The organism is Mycolicibacterium gadium (assembly GCF_010728925.1).
Taxonomy (GTDB): domain Bacteria; phylum Actinomycetota; class Actinomycetes; order Mycobacteriales; family Mycobacteriaceae; genus Mycobacterium; species Mycobacterium gadium.
Window position 1 is genome coordinate 4,367,710 of record NZ_AP022608.1, and the last position, 14,703, is coordinate 4,382,412.

A 14,703-nucleotide genomic window follows, 5' to 3' on the forward strand; every position below is an offset into this window, starting at 1 on the left:
GCTGACCCGATGGAGCTGCGGCAGCTGCGCTACTTCGTCGCCGTCGCCGAGGAACTGAACTTTGGCCGAGCGGCTCAGCGTCTGCGCATCGCGGGTCCGTCGCTGTCTCAACAGATCAAAGCCCTGGAAAAAGACCTCAAGGTGACCCTCTTCGAAAGGGACCGAAGATCGGTCGTTCTCACACCTGCGGGCGCGGCTTTGCTTCCGGATGCGCGGGAGTTGGTCAGCGATGCCGACGAATTACGCAGGCGGGCAATGGGTCTCGGAGAATCACAGCCTGTCCGTGTCGGCTACGTGAACTGGTGCCCGGTCGACTGGGCGCAGCGTGCGGCAGGAGTGGCTGAGCTGCGGGTGGATACCTGGGTGATGCCGTCACACGCCCAGGCGGCACGGGTCGCGGAGGGCAGCCTCGACCTCGCGATCTGTTGGGTCCAGAACAGCGACCTCGAGAAACTGTCGCTCGAGGCGCGACTCCTCGGGGTCGACCGGCTCTATGCGCTCGCCGCCGGTTCCGACGAGTCCCCCGTCGAAGCCGGTGACACCGTGGTGCTCGTCGACTCCGATGCCGCCAGTTGGTCGTCGTGGAATCGCTACGCAGAGCAGTTCGCCTCCGCGACCGGCGCCCGTGTTATGCGCACCGACGACGGCGGTGTCACCGGAGCGACGTTCTTCGAGCATGTGCGAGGGTTGCGCCGCGCGGTCCTGAACAATCCCAAAGGCCAGGACGAAACACTGCCGAAAGATCTGGTGCGTCGACCCGTGGTGAACCCGTCACCGATGTGGACGTGGTCACTGGTGTGGCGGCGGGGTGAGGACAACCCCGCGATTCACGCCCTGATCGACGAATTCACCCGAGGCGTCGGCGACTTCGGACTCGGTGACCCATCCGTGTGGTTGCCCGCCGACGATCCGCATCAGCCCGGCGACGAGAGCGGCGGCTGACACCACCACCGCAGCGACGAGCATCGCGGTACGAAAACCGTTGTGGAGCAACGGGCTCACCGCGGCGGGTCCGGCGATCTGACCGACTGAATAACCGGCCGTCAGCAACGCGACAGCCCGCGGATAGCGCAGCAGACGCCCGGCCGCCAGTGACAGCGTGCTGACACCGATGAATGTCCCACCGAAGAGCACCGCGCCGACCAGTGCTGCGGTCACCCCGCCGAACAGGCCGGCTACGGCGATGCCGGTGGCCTGCACGCACAGCGCTGTCGCGAGCAGACCGGGGTGTGACCAGCGAGAGCTGAGTGCAGCCCATAGCGCCGCCGACGGCACTGTCGCCAAGCCGACCACCAACCACGCCCCGCCACCGAGCCAGTGGGGCGCATCCTGTGCGACCGCGGCGACCAGGAACGTGCCCGCGATGATGTACCCGATCCCTTCCAGGGTGTAGCTCGCCGCGAGCAGCGCGAAGGCACGATGCGGTGGACGGCGCCCGGGCCGGTCTGACGACTCCGGCGTCGCCCCTTCTGGTGCGGGATGCATGGTCCAGGCGACGGCGGCCAGCACCGCCGCCGCTGCGGCCGAAGTCCACCACGCCAACCGCCACTGACCGCTTGTCAGCACGACGACTGCCGACAACGCGATACCGCCGCCGACCCCGCCCAGTGCCCAGCCGGCGAGATGGGCGGGCCGCTCATGCAGGTGTTCCAGCAAGGTGTTGACGGCGATCACGAAGACCAGCGCACTGGCGACCCCGGCCAACGCGCGCAGCAAAGCCCATTCGATTGTGCTGGCGATCAACGGCATTCCGACCAGACTGGCGACGAGTACGACCAGGGAAGCGCGGCAGACAGCGACGGAACGGGCAAGTCGAGGCCAGATGGATCCGGCCAGTGCGCCCGCGAGGTAGCCGGCATAGTTGGCCGTCGCCAGGGTCGCGGAGGTATGCGTCGTGATGCCCGCCTGCGCGGTCATCAGCGGCAGGATGGGCGTGTACGCGAACCGGCCTATCCCCATGGCCGCGGCGAGGGCTGCGGCGCTGCGCACGACGTGTCCGTGGTATTGCATTTCCCCATCGTGAAGCGCCGCGCGCCTCGTCGGCCATGTCTGATCTGCTCGTAGCTGTAAGGCGCTGCCTCCCAGCCGGGACGCGAAGTCGAGCATTGTGTGTTCTTGCAGTCGAGCGATCGGGTGTGGTCGCAACAAGGAAGGGAGACGTCGATGACGCAGAACGTGACCGCATTGGTGACCGGCGCCAATCGAGGTTTGGGTCGGCAACTGGCCGCAGAACTGTTAGCGCGCGGCGCGAAGGTGTACGCAGCGGCGAGGCGACCGGAAACCGTCGATCTGCCGGGCGTGGTACCGATTCAACTCGACGTCACCGATCCGGAGTCCATCCGGCATGCGGCGGCCGTTGCCGACGATGTCACCGTGCTGGTGAACAACGCCGGCATCTCGACGCGGGCCACGCTGCTCGACGGATCCATCGACGACATCCGCGCGGAAATGGAAACGCACTACTTCGGAACGCTGAACGTCAGCCGGGAGTTCGTCCCCATCATCGAGCGCAACGGCGGCGGCGGCGTCCTCAACGTTCTGTCGGTCCTGTCGTGGACCCACCCACCGACCTCCGGCGCCTACTCAGCGGCCAAGGCTGCGGCGTGGGCTCTCACCGATGCGATGCGAACAGAGCTGGCTCCCAAGGGGATTCACGTGGCCGCCCTGCACGTCGGCTACATGGACACCGACATGGTCAGTTACATCCCACCAGAGCAGAAGATCGATCCGGCACAGGTCGCGGCGCTGGCCGTCACTGGGCTGCTCAACGGTGAAAAGGAGATCCTCGCCGATGAACTGTCCCGAAAGGTGAAGGCGGGCCTGGCCACCGCGAATACCGGGAGCGAGTGACCGCCGATCAGCGGAAGCGGACGTCCATGGTCGCCATACCGAAGATCTTCTTGCCGTCCGATTTCGCCGCAACGATCACCACACCGCTGCGAGTCGCCGGATCCAACGACTTGACGCGCCCGCTGAACTCGATGTCGGTACCCCCGGTGGCCGATACGACGGCCGGCGCCGACAGCCGAACCGTGTAGCGCGTCACCGCGCCGGGATCTCCTGACCACGCGGAATGGAAGCCGGCACCCAAACCCATGGTCAGCATTCCGTGGGCGATCACGTCAGGCAGCCCGGCCAGCTTCGCGATGGTCTCGTCCCAGTGGATCGGATTGGCGTCACCCGCCACACCGGCATAGTTCACCAAGTCGCCGCGCGACAGGCGGGTGTGGTGCACCGGCAGCTGGTCGCCGACCTTCACGTCGTCGAACGACGGTGTTCCCGGCGTGCGGGTGAAGCCTCCGTCGGCGATCCGGATCTCGCCCTCGGGGCGGAGTTCTTTCTCGTACTCGCCATCCACACTGGGGATGTCCAGGATGTTCATGTCGTGCATCATCGCGTTCTGCACAGCCGTCTTGACTCCCGCGTCGATGTCCTCGGCGGTGACCCCGACGACGGTGGTGTGCAGCGTGTGCACGCGCTCGCCTGCGGTATCGGTGAACGTGTTGGTGACGGTGATGAAATCCCGCCCCGCCGTCCTGCGCACCGACGTCAGCTCGACGTCGATGGTCAATTCGTCACCGGCCACGATCGGGCGGTGCTGCTCGAAGACCTCCTCGGTCTGCAGGTACGTGTCGTATCCGACGACGATCGACTCGAACATGCGCCGGTTGCACTTCATGCCGGGGGTCGACGTGAACGTCACCGGCGCGACGACATCCGAATAGCCCAGCTCAGCGGCGGCGGCGACGTCCCAGTGCGCGGGGTGATAGTCCTGCACCGCGCGGGCGTATTCACGCACCTTCTCGCGGCCCACCAGGTAGGTGCCGTCCATCTGGTAGTAGCTGCCGACCCGCGCTTCCATGGGCGACGCGTCTGCTGGTGCAGTCATGAATAAGCTCAACTCTTCCGTCGGCTGGTTCGGAGCCGACCACAGCACACTAACGCGCGGGCACCCCGATCCCGGAATCCTGCGATGGCGCCCCGCAATCTGCCTAAGCTGATCACGCACATGACTGTCGACAGGCGAATCAGGGTCGACGGCGAGCCCGCATCCATCGCGCCCGCCGAGTTCCTCGACGTCACGCTGCCTCAACTGTTCGCCGCAGCGACGGATCGGCTGGGTCCGTCGCTGGAGGAGATGCGGCCCCGGCCACTCACCGTCACCGTCGACGGGCAATCCTGGACGCTGCGTGCCGACGATGCTCGTGTCGCCGTCATGCAGGGTCCGGGCACCGGCTCCGCCATCCGGGTCGACGCCGAGCAATTCGACGCACTGGTCGCCGACAAAGTCACCCCGATGGGCTGGTTGGCCAGCGGCTCCCTCGATATGACGGGGCACCTCTCCGACATCTTGAATTGGTGGCTCCTGCTCCGGGCCACACTCGACGGCACGACGCCCCACCGCACCGGCGCGATCGAATTCGAGGATCGGGACGGCGGACCGCTCGACCTGAGCCGTTCGTTCACTCCCGCCGATTCCGCCGCCGACATGGCCTGGTTCCTCGAGCAAGCCGGCTTCCTCCACGTCAAAGGTCTGTACAGCGAAGACGAGATGGTCGCCGTATCCGCCGAAATGGACGTCGCCGCAACGCGTTACGCCGATGGTGACGGCCGGTCATGGTGGGCCGGCCTCGAGGACGGATCTCGTGCGCTGGTGCGGATGCAGCGGTTCGACAAGGAATCGCCGCTCGCCGCCGAACTGGTCGCCGACGAACGCCTGACCCGTATCGCCGCGTTGACGGGCGACGGCCACGTCGCCAGCGGATGGGACGGTAACCGACTCGAAGCGCTCTTTAAACCGATCGGTGTCGTCCAAGGGATTTCGGACATCCCGTGGCACAAGGACTGCTCGCTCGGCAGGCACAGCTACGACTGCTGCGGCCTCACCGTCGGCATCTCGGTCACCGGTGCCGACGCGATGTCGGGTCAGCTCCGCGTCGTCGCCGGTTCACATCGAGCCCTGGTCTGGCCCGCGCCCAGCCTCCAACCAGGCCTCGATCTTCCGGTGGTCAACCTCGCGACCGAGACCGGCGACGTCACCGTGCACTGCTCGTGCACGTTGCACATGGCTGCGCCGCCGGTGCACCGCGAACGACGCGTGATGTACACCAGCTTCAGCCTGCCCTCGCTCGGCGGCGCCGACGCCGACCGCAAGGAGCTGCGCAGGATGGCCGACGCGGCACCTTTGAACACCAGCCAGTAGCACGGGCCTTCAGCGTGACAGTGCCGACTCGAAGAACGCCACCTCGAGAATCATCGCGCGCCGGTAGGCCTGCCTGACCGCGACGCCGTCATCGGCGTGCTGGTCGAGCAGCCCCTCCAGCCGGGACGCCAAGCTCTCGAAGCCGGGATCGGAATACGTCTGTACCCACTCCGCATACGGTCCCGCCGCGTCCGCATCCAACGACGTCCCGAGCCAGGCATAGAGGCGCATGCATGGCGTCATCGCCGAAAGCGTCACGCCCAGTCCGCCCGTTGCGGCGGTGGCGAGCAGGAAGTCGGTGTACGCCAGCGTCGCGGGCGACGGTTCGATGCCGGCCATGTCGATGCCCCAGCGCGCGGCGTACGAGTTGTGCAGGCCCAACTCGTCGGCTACCCCGGAGATCAAGCCGGCCAACGCGATCAGTGTGGGGGTATCGGTGCTGCGAGCCAGCGCCAAGGCGTAGGCGCGTGCGAAGGATTCGAGGAAGAACGCATCCTGCGCGACGTAACCCGCGAAGACCTCTCGATCCAGCGAGCCGTCGCCCAGTCCGCGGACGAATGGATGTGCCAGGGCGGCGGCGGCCAGATCGCCGTTGGCGGACCACAGCCGATTGGAGAGGCTCATGCCAGTGCCATATCCCAGAACGCCACCTCACGCGTCAGCACCTCGGCGACCACATCGTCGTGGCCCTCGGGGGTCGCCAACTCCCCGAGCGCATCCACGTATGCGGCGAAGCCGGGCGCCGTCCAATGCTCCACGAATTCACGCAGGGGTGACGTGCTCGAGACCGCCGAAGACCAGGCGAGTAGGTACACCCGCTCGATGACCCAGAGCGCCGTCAGCGCCGCGCCGACAGGCATCGTGTCGAGCCGCAGCAGCAGTTCGCGGTACGCGGCCGTCGCCGCCAGCGCGGGCTGATCCAGGGAGACGCCCCGCTCGGCCGACTTGACCTCGAACCAGTCCAGCTCGTCGACCAGGGCCACACATCCCCCCGCGAGCACACCCTGAGCCGGGCGCGGCGCGCGCGCGAGCAGCCGCGCCTGGAAGGTGAGCAGGTCGGCGACGAACAGTGCGTCCTGCGCCAGCCACCGGTCGAAGGCCGCGTCGCCGATGGTGCCGTCGCGCACCGCATCGAGGAACGGATGCCGGGTCGCGGCGGTCCAGAGGGCATCGAGCACGCCCGAAAGAGTAGTCCAGAGTCGAGAAGCGTTACGCCCAGGCAATGTGTCCGAAATCGGATGCGGGAATGCCTGACGAATGAACAACAGTGATGCCGAATCAGCCGCCGAAACGATAATGCGAGGGATAGGGCGCCGACGGTTCGTTCAGACGGTGGCCGCGTTGAGCGCAGGAGCAGGCCTCGCCTCGTGCGCATCGTCCCCGGGCGCGGGTGGCGGAGCGTCGGCGAGCGCCGGCGAGATCCTGCAGCCCGGTGGCGGCCCCAAGCCGGGCGATCACTACCTGGGTTCGGCGCCCGACCAGGTGCTGTGGGGCTACGTTCCCACCGTGCACGCGCAGTCGGTGCTACAGATGCGGTCAGGACAGACGGTCACCATCGACGCCGTTTCACACGAAGGCATCCTCGAGGATCAGGGTCGGAACCCGGTCGAGTACTTCGGCGGACACGGTGTGTCCGAAAGCGACGTCCTGAACGATGCGATCGATATCGCTGCCGGATACCGGCGCACCCCACGCAATTTCGACGTCGACGGACCGCACATCGTCACAGGTCCGATCTTCGTCGAAGGTGCACAGCCGGGCGATGTCCTGAAGGTCGAGACGCTGGAGGCGGTTCCCCGGGTGCCCTACGGCGTGGTCTCCAGCAGACACGGCAAGGGAGCGCTCGCACTGTCCGCGAAGGGCGAAGCACCCGCGGGTGTGCAGTTGGACGAAGTGATGCCACCCGCGGCGACGGACGGGCGCAAATCCAAGGATCCGGCCAAATACGGCAACGTGTCGGTGTTCACCGCAATAGAAGAAGGCAACGGCGTGATGTCGTTCGGTGACGGGGCCGCAGTGCGATTTCCGTTGCGGCCCTTCATGGGAATGATGGGTGTCGCGTATGCGGACGCTCCGGGGCTGACCTCGCCTAATGCGAACTCCGTCCCTCCGACGCTCGGCGGCGGAAACATCGACATCGGCCTGCTGGGACCGGGGTCGACGTTCTATCTGCCGGTCTTCGCCGAGGGCGCGCTCTTCTACGTCGGCGATCCGCACATGGCGATGGGCGACGGCGAAGTCGCGCTCACCGCCATGGAGGGATCGTTGCGGGGAACGTTCCGCCTCACGGTGTGCAAGAAGGGCACCGCCGATGCGCCGTCGGTCGCCTTCATGTACCCCTTTGCAGAGGACCAGGATTCGTGGATTCCGATCGGGCTGTCCGACCCCGACGGCGCAGCCGACGAACAGGGAAGCGACCTGGACGTCGCGATGCGTCGCGCCGTGATCAACGCGCTGAACTTCCTGGAGAACGATCGCGGCATGGATCGTCCGACGGCCTACGCGTATCTCTCCGCCGCGGCGAACTTCGCCGTCAGCCAGGTGGTCGACAAGACGGTCGGCGTGCATGCGCAGATTCAGAAAGCACACTTCGTGTAGCGCAATCGGCCAAGGTCAACGATGCAGCAGTTCAGGGATTTCGGCGCGGTAGCGGCGCTGCTGGGCAGGGTTTAGCGGAGGTGCGAACGCGACGACGATCGTCGCTACCTGAAAGAGACCTCGATCGGCGGCGTAGGTTTGTGCCTGCCGCGTCGTCGCAAACGATTTGACGCGGACGGTGTCGGTGACGATCGCTTGAAGGCACGGCGTGGACTTGCACTCGAAAGCGGTCGTGTCCATCGGGTTGGGCGCGGGAAGACCTGCGCGATCGAGTGCTTCGACAAGTCGGCGTGGCGTCATCACGGACAGCTCTCCCCGCTGCGGACCGGTTTCCAACGAAGTCTGCGGCGGTGCAGTCGATGTCGATGAACAGGCGGAAAGTGAGATCGTCGCCGCTACGAGGCTGACGAGCGCGCCTGCCGAAATCAGCGGGGTCACGGTACAGTCGCCCGTGGGGTGAACCGGATGAACGGCATCATCAGCCCGACCTCTCGAAAGTCCCGCTCGGATCCATCGACGGAGTAGCCCATCAGATGTGGCAGCACGCGTTCGGCAGCCTTTGGGTGGCGGCGTGCGTAACGGACGAAGACTTCGGCGCCCTCCTCTTTGGTGAGGGGTTGAGCCGTGACGGCAATTGTGCGACGGCCCACCTGGATCGTCACATCCGGCGTCTTCAGAACGTTGCGATACCACGCGGCGGTCGGCCCCCAGCCCGACGCAACGAGGAAGCTGTCGGTGGCATTGTCGTGCTCGGCGACCTCCAGCACCACCAAACGGTGTTTACCCGAGACTCGGCCGACATGGTGCAACAGCAAGAGTCTGTCCCCGAGCATCCATCCGAGTCTTACCCGGTATAGGTAGATCGGTAGTCGGAACAGGAACCGACGGATGCCCGACGGGGGCCCAATCTTCTTGATTACCTTCATTTGTCCTTCCTTCCAACACGGCTCAGGGAGCCGGTCCGACTTCGGGATGCATTCTGGTGAAGACGGTTTCGTAGGTGATTCAGCCGATGACTGCTAGGCGTGCGGTGCCCAGAACCGGGAGGTGCGCATAATTGCAGTATGCAATAGTTGCTTACTGCTCTGGTTCTCGGGTCGGCCGCGCGATGAGTGAAGGTGATGGTGGTGGCCGGTGGGCAGATACGGAGGGCGACATGACGGCAGGCGCGGCATCGGCCGAAGATGCCGCGGATGCGATCACTGACGCGTTGCTGACCGCGTCCCGGCTGCTGGTTGCCATGTCAGCACGGTCGATCGCCCTCGTGGACGAGACGATCACCTTCGCGCAGTTCCGCACGCTCGTGATCCTGTCGACCCGCGACGCGATCAACCTCGCGAACTTGGCCGGCCTACTCGATGTCGCGCCGTCGACCACCGGCAGGATGGTCGACCGTCTCGTCACCGCCGGCCTCATCGACCGCCGCCCCCACCCGGATTCCCGACGTGAGTTGGTCGTCACGCTGACCAGGCGCGGTCGTGAAATCGTCGACGCGGTGACCGAACGTCGCCGCGAAGAGATCGCGCGTGTGGTTGCGAAGATGGCACCGGCCGAACGCCGCGGTCTGGTGCGGGCCCTCACTGCATTTACGCGCGCCGGCGACGAATTGCCTGTGCACGCCGGCGCCGACGGTCACGTGGTGTGAGCTGATTCAGCCCTGCTCTGGCCATGATGTGTGAACACCCGAGCGGCGGGGTACCGGGTGCACATGTGTTCACTGAATGGACAGTTCCGCTCAGCCGGAGGTGATGACGGATGCCCCTGACCACACGCCGAATCGCGAGGTGGGCCGTCAAGCCGGCGAGAAACGTCGAAACCGCGGTCACTCCGAAAGTGAATGTTCTGCGCGGCCTCGCCGCTCGTGCCACCACGCCGTTGCTTCCGGACGACTACCTCAAGTTGCTCAATCCGCTGTGGACGGCTCGCGAGCTTCGGGGGGAGGTCGTCGACGTGCGCAGAGAAACACAGGACTCTGCGACCGTCACGATAAAGCCGGGGTGGGGCTTCACCGCCGAGTACCGACCTGGGCAATACGTGGGCATCGGCTTGCGCGTCGACGGGCGGTGGCACTGGCGCTCGTACTCGTTGACGTCGGTTCCGCTCAGGGATTCCAAGCACATCACGATCACGGTGAAGGCCACCCCCGAGGGTTTCTTGTCGTCGCACCTGGTCAACGGCGTCGAACCCGGCACGATCGTGCGGCTGGCGACACCCAAAGGTGATTTCGCACTGCCAAACCCGCCACCGGAAAAGGTCCTCTTCATCAGTGCCGGAAGCGGCATCACGCCGGTGATGGCGATGTTGCGGACCCTGACCGCGCGCGGTCAGTCCCCGGACATCGTGCACGTTCACTCCGCGCCTACGGCGGGTGACGTGATCTTCCACGACGAGCTGCGGATGCTGGAGGACGACCATCCGAGCTACCGGCTGCATCTGCAGCTGACCGAGACCGACGGACACCTCGAGTTCGAGGGCATCGGTGATGTCGTTCCCGATTGGGCGGAGCGGCCGACCTGGGCCTGCGGGCCCACCCAGATGCTTGATGACATCGAGAAAGTGTGGGACGCCGCCGACCGCGCCGAGCACCTCCACATCGAGCGGTTCACGATCGCACGCACCGATAAGGGTGGCGAAGGCGGCACCGTCACATTCGCCATCTCCGACAAGAGTCTCGAGATCGATGGTGCCACATCGCTTCTGGAGGCGGGGGAGAAGGTGGGCATTCAAATGCCCTTCGGTTGCCGTATGGGCATCTGCCAAACCTGTGTGCTGCCACTGGAGTCGGGCCATGTGCGCGATTTCCGCTCAGGCGAGGAGCACGGCGCAGGCGACCGAATCAACACCTGCGTCTCCACCGCATCCGGCGACTGCACGCTCAAGATCTAGACAGAGAGGGAGGGATCATGGCCATCACCGACATCAAGGAGTACGCGCACCTCACACCAGAGGACATCGAGGCGCTCGCCGATGAACTCGACGCCATTCGCGCCGACATCGAGGATTCGAGGGGTGAACGCGATGCGCGCTATATCCGACGGGCCATCCAGCTGCAGCGCGGCCTGGCCGCGGGCGGGCGCGTCGCGTTGTTCGCGAGTCACAACAGGGCGGCCCGTTTCGCAGGAATCGGCATGCTCGCGGCCGCCAAGATCATCGAGAATATGGAGCTGGGGCACAACATCATCCATGGCCAGTGGGATTGGATGAACGATCCGGAGATTCACTCGACCGAGTGGGAGTGGGATACCACTTCCCCAAGCGTGCATTGGAAGAAGTCCCACAACTTCATTCACCACAAGTACACGAACGTCGTCGGCCTCGACGACGACATCGGCTACGGAATCATGCGCCTGACCCGCGACCAACGCTGGGAGCGGTGGATGATCGGCAATCCGATCTACAACATTCTGCTCGGCACCCTTTTCGAGTGGGGGGTGGCCGCCCACGGCTTGGAGACCACGAAGTACCGCAAAGGGGAGAAGTCGATCGCAGAGGTGCGCAAAGATCTGCGGGTTATCGGCAAGAAGGTCGGTAAACAGGTGGGCAAGGACTACATCGTCTTTCCGGCCTTGGCGGGCCGCAATTGGAAATCGACCCTGAAGGCCAACGCGATTGCCAATCTGATCCGAAATTACTGGGCGTACGCAGTCATCTTCTGCGGCCACTTTCCCGATGGTGCGGAAAAGTTCACGCAGGAGGAGTTCGACAACGAGACCAACGGGGAGTGGTATCTGCGGCAAATGTTGGCATCGGCCAACTTTCACGCAGGTCCGGTGATGGCGTTCATGAGCGGTAATCTCTGTTATCAGATCGAGCACCACTTGTTTCCCGACCTTCCAAGCAACCGATACGCTGAGATCGCCGAGCGGGTCAGGGCGCTCTGCGAGAAGTACGATCTGCCGTACACCACGGGATCGCTTCCCCGCCAATATTTTCAGTCGTTCTGGACGATCCTTAAACTGGCACTTCCCGACAAGTTGCTCAGGGCATCATCCGACGATGCCCCGGAAACGCACTCGGAGCTCAAGTTCCGGATCCGCAACGGGATGGCGGAGAGCTTCGGGGTCGACCTTTCCACTGGGAGACGCCGTGGTTTGCGGACTGCGATGCGTGAGCTCGAGACGGGGGCGATGGCCACCCGTTAGCCGTCGGCCGCCGTCCAGGCGTAGGGCAGGAATTTCCCGTCGAACGTCACGACCACGCGGTCGCCTTCAGGATGAGGTTTGCGCTCAACCTCGAGACTGAAGTTGATGGCACTCATGATCCCGTCGCCGAACTGTTCGTGGATGAGTTCCTTGATGGCGCCGCCGTACACCTGAAGGGCCTCGTGAAAACGGTAGATCGTCGGATCGGTGGGCACCGCGCTGGGCAACCCGCCTCGCATCGGAACCGCCGCCAAGATCGGTACCGCCGACTCGTCCAAACCGAGCAGTTCGACGAGCACCTTGCCGGCTTCGGCCGGAATCGGGTGCTGGCCTTGCAGCGCCGAGACAGTCCATACCGCGGGCTTGTCGATGGCCTCGGCGAGCTGCTGCCAGGTCAACCCCTTGGCGATCCGCGCGGCGCTGATCTGCTCAGTGATCTCGGCGCGGTTCATGCGTTGGCCTCGGCGGGCAGCTTGAAGTCGGTGGGATCGGCGGGACGCTTCCACTCGATACCGGTGCGGGCGTGCGTCGCGTAGAGGGTGAGCCCGACGAAGGCAAGTCCGCCGACAAGGTTGCCCACGACTGTCGGGATCTCATTCCAAATGAAGTAGTCGGCGACGGAGAAGTCGCCACCGAGCATCAGCCCGGACGGGAACAGGAACATGTTGACGACCGAGTGCTCGAAGCCCATGTAGAAGAACAGCATGATGGGCATCCACATCGTTATCACCTTGCCGGACACTGATGTCGACATCATCGCTGCAACCACACCGGTGGACACCATCCAATTGCACAGCACACCTCGGATGAACAGGGTCAGCATTCCCGCGGCGCCATGATCGGCGTACCCGACGGTTCGACTGGCACCGATCTCGCCGAGCTTCTGGCCGACCTCGTTTGGATCCACCGTGAATGCGTACGTCACCGTGATGGCGATCATCAGCGCGACGGTCAGCGCCCCGAGAAAATTGCCGACGAAGACCAGGCCCCAGTTGCGCAGCATCGACCGGACCGTGACACCACGCCGTTTGTCGAGCAACGCCAATGGGACCAGCGTGAAGACGCCGGTGAGCAGATCGAAGCCCATCAGGTACAGCAGGCAGAAGCCGACGGGAAACAGCACGGCGCCCACCAGAGCGTTGCCGGTCTGCACGGTGATCGTGACCGCGAACGCGGCTGCCAGGGCGAGGATCGCGCCGGCCATGTAGGCGCGGATGACGGTGTCCCGGGTGGACATGAACACCTTGGTTTCGCCGGCGTCGATCATTTTCGTCACGAATTGAGGGGGTTCCACATAGGACACTTCGTCGCTTCTTCCGTCGTTGACGTTCGTTGAGCACCTGGTCGTCGATGGCCTGGCGGGAGTGGATGTCGACGTCAGGGTTCCCGCCGGCCGTGTCATCGATGTGAACCGATGAAAGGATCACGTCACGTTCTTTTCACCGTCACCGCCTGCGGAGTGTGAGGCGGACGGCGCGACCGCAAATCCGTCGGTAACGTCGTCCGTGATGACAGACACCCCGGCTGAGGTCGTCGAATCGATGGACCCGCCTCGCCGTTCCCGCAAGCTCGGCCGGCTGGCGGTGGTTTTGACCATCGTGCTGCTGCTGTTCGCCGTGCCGTGGTGGACGCTGCTGGGCTCGGGGACAGCGTGGCCGACGGCCGTGTTCGTGGCGGGCACGCTCCTGTTCGCCGTAGCCGCCGCCGCGCTGCCGACGCTGATGGTGTTCGGCCATGGCCGCCGGCATTCCGACTGGGCCGCCGTCGCAGGCGATGCGCTGCTGGGTGCGGCGTGGGTGCTGTTCGTCTGGTCGGTGCTGGGCCAGGTGGCGGGCCTGTTGCTGCTCGCCGGGGGAGTCGAGGATCCGGCACGGTCGAGGTGGGTCGCGGGCGGCGTCCTCGTGGTGACGGTGGTCCTGCTGGCATGGGGCTATGCCGAGGCGATGCGAGTGCCCCGGGTGCGAGAGGTGGACGTTGCCATCGCACGGCTGGGCGCAGGTCTGGACGGACTGCGCGTCGCGCTGATCACCGACACCCACTACGGGCCGATCGAGCGGGCACGCTGGTCGGCTGCCGTGGTCGCGCGGGTCAATGAGCTCGGCGCCGACGTCGTGTGCCACGTCGGTGACATCGCCGACGGAACCGTCGAGTTACGCGAAAACCAGGCGAGCCCGCTGTCGGCGGTGGACGCCACGTCGGCGCGGGTCTATGTCACCGGCAACCACGAGTACTTCAGCGAGGCGCAGGCCTGGCTGGACTACATGCAGCGCATCGGGTGGGACGCGTTGCACAACCGGCACATCGTCGTCGAACGCGGTGGTGATCGACTGGTCGTCGCCGGGGTGGACGACGCCACCGCCAAATCCTCCGGTGTGGACGGGCACGGCGCGAATCTAGATGCCGCACTCACCGGCGCCGACCCGACGCTGCCGGTCCTACTTCTCGCCCATCAGCCCAAGCAGGTCGGCCGCGCCGTGCGCGCGGGCGTCGACCTGCAGGTGTCGGGACACACCCACGGCGGCCAGATCTGGCCGTTCAATTACCTTGTCCGACTGGATCAACCGGTGGTGCAGGGCCTGAGTCGGCACGGTGAGCGGACACAGCTGTACACGAGCCGCGGGACAGGCTTCTGGGGTCCGCCGTTCCGGGTGTTCGCGCCGAGCGAGATCACCCTGCTGACGTTGCGCGCCGCCTGACCGCGACGTCGAGCGCCGCCAGTGACGGGTTTGAGCCACCGCTGTCTCGGATATGGGAACAACA

15 protein-coding genes and 1 pseudogene are annotated in these 14,703 nt (G+C 65.3%); 8 read left to right on the forward strand and 8 right to left on the reverse strand.

What is annotated here, in order from left to right; translation table 11 throughout:
* Nucleotides 1–9: 9 nt before the first annotated feature.
* Nucleotides 10–942, forward strand: coding sequence for a LysR family transcriptional regulator (locus tag G6N36_RS29945; RefSeq protein ID WP_163688868.1), 933 nt, complete (start codon nucleotides 10–12; stop codon nucleotides 940–942).
* A 39-nt stretch (nucleotides 943–981) separates the two neighbouring features.
* Here the strand turns inward: G6N36_RS29945 and G6N36_RS29600 are convergent.
* Nucleotides 982–2,106: pseudogene (locus G6N36_RS29600) on the reverse strand (YbfB/YjiJ family MFS transporter); the annotation flags it as partial.
* A 57-nt stretch (nucleotides 2,107–2,163) separates the two neighbouring features.
* Between G6N36_RS29600 and G6N36_RS21570 the strand changes: the two are divergent.
* The gene (locus G6N36_RS21570) at nucleotides 2,164–2,850 is read left to right on the forward strand and encodes an SDR family oxidoreductase (RefSeq protein WP_163688870.1); all 687 of its coding nucleotides are present in this window, start codon (nucleotides 2,164–2,166) and stop codon (nucleotides 2,848–2,850) included.
* A 7-nt stretch (nucleotides 2,851–2,857) separates the two neighbouring features.
* On the opposite strand, the gene G6N36_RS21575 is transcribed toward G6N36_RS21570, so the two are convergent.
* A complete protein-coding gene (locus tag G6N36_RS21575; RefSeq protein WP_163688871.1) occupies nucleotides 2,858–3,889 on the reverse strand; it encodes a fused (3R)-hydroxyacyl-ACP dehydratase subunits HadA/HadB in 1,032 nt (343 codons plus the stop codon).
* 120 nt (nucleotides 3,890–4,009) lie between these two features.
* Here G6N36_RS21575 and G6N36_RS21580 point away from each other — a divergent pair, with 120 nt between their 5' ends.
* Nucleotides 4,010–5,203, forward strand: a complete 1,194-nt coding sequence (locus G6N36_RS21580) for a phytanoyl-CoA dioxygenase family protein (protein ID WP_163688872.1) — start codon at nucleotides 4,010–4,012, stop codon at nucleotides 5,201–5,203.
* Nucleotides 5,204–5,212: 9 nt separating this feature from the next.
* Here G6N36_RS21580 and G6N36_RS21585 read toward each other — a convergent pair whose 3' ends face one another.
* Both G6N36_RS21585 and G6N36_RS21590 read right to left on the reverse strand, forming a co-directional pair.
* Nucleotides 5,213–5,827 (reverse strand): TenA family protein, encoded by a 615-nt coding sequence (locus tag G6N36_RS21585; RefSeq protein WP_163688873.1) that lies wholly within the window; start codon nucleotides 5,825–5,827, stop codon nucleotides 5,213–5,215.
* Nucleotides 5,824–6,381 carry a TenA family protein gene (locus G6N36_RS21590; protein ID WP_163688874.1) on the reverse strand — a complete coding sequence of 186 codons (558 nt, stop codon included), beginning with the start codon at nucleotides 6,379–6,381 and terminating at the stop codon, nucleotides 5,824–5,826. The genes G6N36_RS21585 and G6N36_RS21590 overlap by 4 nt, the downstream gene beginning before the upstream one ends.
* A 79-nt stretch (nucleotides 6,382–6,460) precedes the next feature.
* Between G6N36_RS21590 and G6N36_RS21595 the strand changes: the two genes are divergently transcribed.
* Nucleotides 6,461–7,801: an acetamidase/formamidase family protein gene (locus G6N36_RS21595; protein WP_163688875.1), complete on the forward strand. Its 1,341-nt coding sequence runs from the start codon at nucleotides 6,461–6,463 to the stop codon at nucleotides 7,799–7,801.
* Between the two features lie 15 nt (nucleotides 7,802–7,816).
* On the opposite strand, the gene G6N36_RS21600 is transcribed toward G6N36_RS21595, so the two are convergent.
* Together G6N36_RS21600 and G6N36_RS21605 are read right to left on the reverse strand one after the other, a co-directional pair.
* Nucleotides 7,817–8,239 (reverse strand): hypothetical protein, encoded by a 423-nt coding sequence (locus G6N36_RS21600; protein ID WP_163688876.1) that lies wholly within the window; start codon nucleotides 8,237–8,239, stop codon nucleotides 7,817–7,819.
* Nucleotides 8,236–8,727 carry a nitroreductase family deazaflavin-dependent oxidoreductase gene (locus G6N36_RS21605; protein WP_163688877.1) on the reverse strand — a complete coding sequence of 164 codons (492 nt, stop codon included), beginning with the start codon at nucleotides 8,725–8,727 and terminating at the stop codon, nucleotides 8,236–8,238. The genes G6N36_RS21600 and G6N36_RS21605 overlap by 4 nt, the downstream gene beginning before the upstream one ends.
* A gap of 230 nt (nucleotides 8,728–8,957) precedes the next feature.
* On the opposite strand from G6N36_RS21605, the gene G6N36_RS21610 reads away from it, so the two are divergent.
* From G6N36_RS21610 to G6N36_RS21620, 3 genes are all read left to right on the forward strand, one after another.
* Nucleotides 8,958–9,446, forward strand: coding sequence for a MarR family transcriptional regulator (locus G6N36_RS21610; protein WP_163688878.1), 489 nt, complete (start codon nucleotides 8,958–8,960; stop codon nucleotides 9,444–9,446).
* A gap of 110 nt (nucleotides 9,447–9,556) precedes the next feature.
* The gene (locus G6N36_RS21615; protein WP_163688879.1) at nucleotides 9,557–10,687 is read left to right on the forward strand and encodes a ferredoxin reductase; all 1,131 of its coding nucleotides are present in this window, start codon (nucleotides 9,557–9,559) and stop codon (nucleotides 10,685–10,687) included.
* Between the two features lie 17 nt (nucleotides 10,688–10,704).
* Entirely contained in the window at nucleotides 10,705–11,943 is a 1,239-nt protein-coding gene (locus G6N36_RS21620) for a fatty acid desaturase family protein (protein ID WP_163688880.1), read from the forward strand.
* Here the strand turns inward: G6N36_RS21620 and cynS are convergent.
* Both cynS and G6N36_RS21630 read right to left on the reverse strand, forming a co-directional pair.
* Entirely contained in the window at nucleotides 11,940–12,395 is a 456-nt protein-coding gene (cynS, locus tag G6N36_RS21625; protein ID WP_163688881.1) for a cyanase, read from the reverse strand. The two genes, G6N36_RS21620 and cynS, sit on opposite strands and share 4 nt — an antisense overlap.
* Nucleotides 12,392–13,246, reverse strand: a complete 855-nt coding sequence (locus tag G6N36_RS21630) for a formate/nitrite transporter family protein (protein WP_163688882.1) — start codon at nucleotides 13,244–13,246, stop codon at nucleotides 12,392–12,394. The genes cynS and G6N36_RS21630 overlap by 4 nt, the downstream gene beginning before the upstream one ends.
* A 205-nt stretch (nucleotides 13,247–13,451) precedes the next feature.
* Here G6N36_RS21630 and G6N36_RS21635 point away from each other — a divergent pair, with 205 nt between their 5' ends.
* Nucleotides 13,452–14,639 carry a metallophosphoesterase gene (locus tag G6N36_RS21635; RefSeq protein ID WP_163688883.1) on the forward strand — a complete coding sequence of 396 codons (1,188 nt, stop codon included), beginning with the start codon at nucleotides 13,452–13,454 and terminating at the stop codon, nucleotides 14,637–14,639.
* The last annotated feature ends 64 nt before the right edge of the window (nucleotides 14,640–14,703 follow it).

Coding starts and splice junctions, on each gene's coding strand:
- G6N36_RS29945 (WP_163688868.1), top strand. CDS start 10: ATGGAGCTGCGGCAGCTGCGCTACTTCGTCGCCGTCGCCGAGGAACTG.
- G6N36_RS21570 (WP_163688870.1), top strand. CDS start 2,164: ATGACGCAGAACGTGACCGCATTGGTGACCGGCGCCAATCGAGGTTTG.
- G6N36_RS21575 (WP_163688871.1), bottom strand. CDS start 3,889: ATGACTGCACCAGCAGACGCGTCGCCCATGGAAGCGCGGGTCGGCAGC.
- G6N36_RS21580 (WP_163688872.1), top strand. CDS start 4,010: ATGACTGTCGACAGGCGAATCAGGGTCGACGGCGAGCCCGCATCCATC.
- G6N36_RS21585 (WP_163688873.1), bottom strand. CDS start 5,827: ATGAGCCTCTCCAATCGGCTGTGGTCCGCCAACGGCGATCTGGCCGCC.
- G6N36_RS21595 (WP_163688875.1), top strand. CDS start 6,461: ATGAACAACAGTGATGCCGAATCAGCCGCCGAAACGATAATGCGAGGG.
- G6N36_RS21605 (WP_163688877.1), bottom strand. CDS start 8,727: ATGAAGGTAATCAAGAAGATTGGGCCCCCGTCGGGCATCCGTCGGTTC.
- G6N36_RS21610 (WP_163688878.1), top strand. CDS start 8,958: ATGACGGCAGGCGCGGCATCGGCCGAAGATGCCGCGGATGCGATCACT.
- G6N36_RS21615 (WP_163688879.1), top strand. CDS start 9,557: ATGCCCCTGACCACACGCCGAATCGCGAGGTGGGCCGTCAAGCCGGCG.
- G6N36_RS21620 (WP_163688880.1), top strand. CDS start 10,705: ATGGCCATCACCGACATCAAGGAGTACGCGCACCTCACACCAGAGGAC.
- cynS (WP_163688881.1), bottom strand. CDS start 12,395: ATGAACCGCGCCGAGATCACTGAGCAGATCAGCGCCGCGCGGATCGCC.
- G6N36_RS21635 (WP_163688883.1), top strand. CDS start 13,452: ATGACAGACACCCCGGCTGAGGTCGTCGAATCGATGGACCCGCCTCGC.